At 72.1% G+C, this 2,502-nt stretch carries 5 protein-coding genes; all 5 read right to left on the bottom strand.

Going from position 1 to position 2,502, the window contains the following annotated elements:
• The coding region (locus D183_RS0122185; protein WP_017910932.1) for a DegT/DnrJ/EryC1/StrS family aminotransferase at positions 1–455 on the bottom strand (455 nt) is incomplete at its 3' end.
• Positions 445–843 (bottom strand): DMT family transporter, encoded by a 399-nt coding sequence (locus D183_RS0122190; protein ID WP_017910933.1) that lies wholly within the window; start codon positions 841–843, stop codon positions 445–447. The genes D183_RS0122190 and D183_RS0122185, both read right to left, overlap by 11 nt.
• Complete coding sequence (locus D183_RS0122195; protein WP_017914162.1) at positions 840–1,202, bottom strand: EamA family transporter; 363 nt, start codon at positions 1,200–1,202, stop codon at positions 840–842. The genes D183_RS0122190 and D183_RS0122195 overlap by 4 nt, the downstream gene beginning before the upstream one ends.
• On the bottom strand, positions 1,202–2,029 hold the full coding sequence (locus tag D183_RS0122200) for an alpha/beta hydrolase (RefSeq protein WP_017910935.1): 828 nt from the start codon (positions 2,027–2,029) through the stop codon (positions 1,202–1,204). The genes D183_RS0122195 and D183_RS0122200 overlap by 1 nt, the downstream gene beginning before the upstream one ends.
• Positions 2,030–2,121: 92 nt before the next feature.
• A partial coding sequence (locus D183_RS0122205) for an HlyD family efflux transporter periplasmic adaptor subunit (RefSeq protein ID WP_017910936.1) occupies positions 2,122–2,502 on the bottom strand: 381 nt, incomplete at its 5' end.

Consider the following 2,502-nt stretch of genomic DNA (forward strand, 5'->3'; position numbering starts at 1 on the left):
CCGTCGGGGTGCACGCCGCCCAGCGCCTGCGCCGCGTCTTCGATCAGCAGCGCGCCGCAGCCTTCGGCGGCGCGGCGCAGCGGCGCCAGGTCGATCAGACGCCCGCCCAGATGGGTGGCGATGATGGCCAGGGTGTCGCTGCCGCAGCGCTGCGCCAGCTGCACCGGGTCCAGTTCCAGCGAGCCGGGCAGCAGATCGCACAGCACCAGTTGCAGGCCGCAGTGCGCCACCGCCAGCGCCACCAGTGGGCAGGTATAGGCCGACACCAGCACCTGCCGGCGCCGGTTGGCCGCGGTCAGGGTGCGCAGGGCCACGATCAGAGCGGCGGTGCCCGAGCAGGTCAGCAGGGCCTGCGGCAGGCCGAGCGCGCTGGCCAGGCGTTCGCGCGGCCGGCCTGGCCACAGGTCGCCCCACTGCAGCGGCAGGCCGGCGGTCGGTGGGATTTCAGTGCGCATCGGCGGGGTCCGCGCGCTCGCCGATCGCCAGGCAGACGATGCCGCCGACGATCAGCGCCGCGCCCAGCGCCTGCAACAGGCCGATGTGTTCGTTGAACCACCAGGCCGACAGCAGCATCACGCTGACCACTTCCAGGTGCGAGGCGGCGAATGCCGGGCCGATCGGTGCGTGCTCGAGCAGCTTCATCCAGGTGAAGAAGGCGCCGATGTAGCCGAGCAGCGCCGCGTACAGCCATGGGCTGCCGAGCAGGCGCAGCACCCAGGCCAGTTCGGCCTGCGGCGGGAATGCGTGCGTGCCGGCCAGCTTGAAGCCGATCTGCGCCAGGGTGTCGAAGCTCAGCAGCAGGGCGAAGCCCACCGCATAGCGATGCAGCGACGGCCGGCTCATGAGCCCAGCCCCACCACCGCCACGCCGGCGCTGACCAGGCAGATGCCGGCCACCTGCATGCGCCCGAGGCGTTCGCCGAACAGCCAGCGCCCGGCCAGCATGATCGCCACGATGTTGATCGAACCCAGCAGCACGCCGCGGCCCAGCGGCACCAGCGACAGGAACGCGGTCCAGGCGAGGAATTCGAGCACGTAGCAGGCCACGCCGAACCACAGCTGCGGCTGCCGCGCCATGCGCTGCCAGCGCGCCATGCCGGTGCCCTGCGGGTGGCTGGCCACGTACTTGAAGGCCAATTGGCCGGCGGTGTCGAGCGCCACCGTCGCCAGCCAGATGCCCACTACCGAGCCGGTCATCGCCATCAGGCGGCGGCCTGCTGCGGCGCGCACAGGGCGGCGAAGAACTGCGCCAGGCGCGCGCCGAGCACGCGCCGTTCGCGGTCCAGGGTGATCATGTGATAGCTGTCGTGCAGCAGCAGCAACTCCGTCGGCCCGGATACGTTGGCGATCACCAGCCGCGCATTGCGCAGGTCGGCGATGTCGTCCTCGGTCGCGTGCGCGACCAGGCATGGCGCGACGACCTTGGGCAGGTCGCGGCGCACCGCGCGCGCGAGCAGGTACATCTCGGCCAGGGCGTGCCAGGGGTTGCCGGGCAGGCCGGCGGCGCTGCTGTCGCCGCCGAGCATCGCGCTGCTGATTTGGGCGCGGATGCGCTCGTCGCGCAGGCCGTACGGCGGCTCTTCCAGGAACATGCGGCGCTTGCCGATGCCCAGGCGCTTGAACCACGGCAGCAGGAACGCCAGCCGCGCGCGCTTGGGGATGTTCCAGCCGTCGTAGCGGAAGGTGGCGCCGAGTACGCCGACGCCGTCCACCCACTGCGGACGCTCCTGCGCCAGGCGCAGCGCCAGCACCGCGCCCATCGACAGCCCGGCCACGAACAGCCGGTCGACCTGTGGGCGCATGCGCGCGGCCGCCGCCTCGACGCTGGCGTACCAGTCGCGCCAGTTGGTGGCGAGCAGATCGTCCTCGTCGCCGCAGTGGCCGGCCAACTGCACGCCATGGACGCTGAAGCCTTCGCGGTTCAGGCTCTTGCCGAGCAGGCGCATTTCGCTGGGCGTGCCGGTCAGGCCATGGATCAGCAGCACGCCATTGCGGCCGCCTTCGAAGTGGAACTCGGCAGATTGGATCATGTGAATGGGCGCGGCTGCGCAGTCTCGGCAATCCGTGCAGGGTCGCCGCTGCGCGTTTCAGCAGCCTTTCGCCGCTGCGGCGGCGTGCAAGCTCAATGCTTGGCCGCGGCCGGGTTGCGGAAGCGCACCAGCACGCGCTGGCCCAGGCGCAGGGTCGAGGGCTGGGTGAAGGCCAGCACGCAGGCCACGCTGCGGTCGTTGCCGGCGGGCGTGGCGTCGTCGTGCAACTGGGTCGGGCCGTAGGCCGGCGCCAGCCAACGCACCACCGCCTGGCCGAGCACGGTCTGGCGGCCGTCGTCGCTGATGACCTCGGCGGCCATGCCCGGGGTGACGCTGCCGGCATAGCTTTCGTTCAATTCGGCGCGGACCAGGCGCGGCGCGTCCGGCAGCAGGGTCAGCAGCGGCGCGTTGGCCTCGCTGCGCGCGCCGACCGCGGCGGACAGCTGCAGGACGCGGCCGGCGACCGGCGCCTG

The organism is Xanthomonas sp. SHU 199 (genome assembly GCF_000364665.1).
Taxonomy (GTDB): Bacteria; Pseudomonadota; Gammaproteobacteria; order Xanthomonadales; family Xanthomonadaceae; genus Xanthomonas_A; species Xanthomonas_A sontii.

Excerpts from the sequence above, each read along its gene's own strand:
- D183_RS0122190 (WP_017910933.1), bottom strand. The coding sequence starts at position 843 with ATGAGCCGGCCGTCGCTGCATCGCTATGCGGTGGGCTTCGCCCTGCTG.
- D183_RS0122200 (WP_017910935.1), bottom strand. The coding sequence starts at position 2,029 with ATGATCCAATCTGCCGAGTTCCACTTCGAAGGCGGCCGCAATGGCGTG.
- D183_RS0122195 (WP_017914162.1), bottom strand. The coding sequence starts at position 1,202 with ATGGCGATGACCGGCTCGGTAGTGGGCATCTGGCTGGCGACGGTGGCG.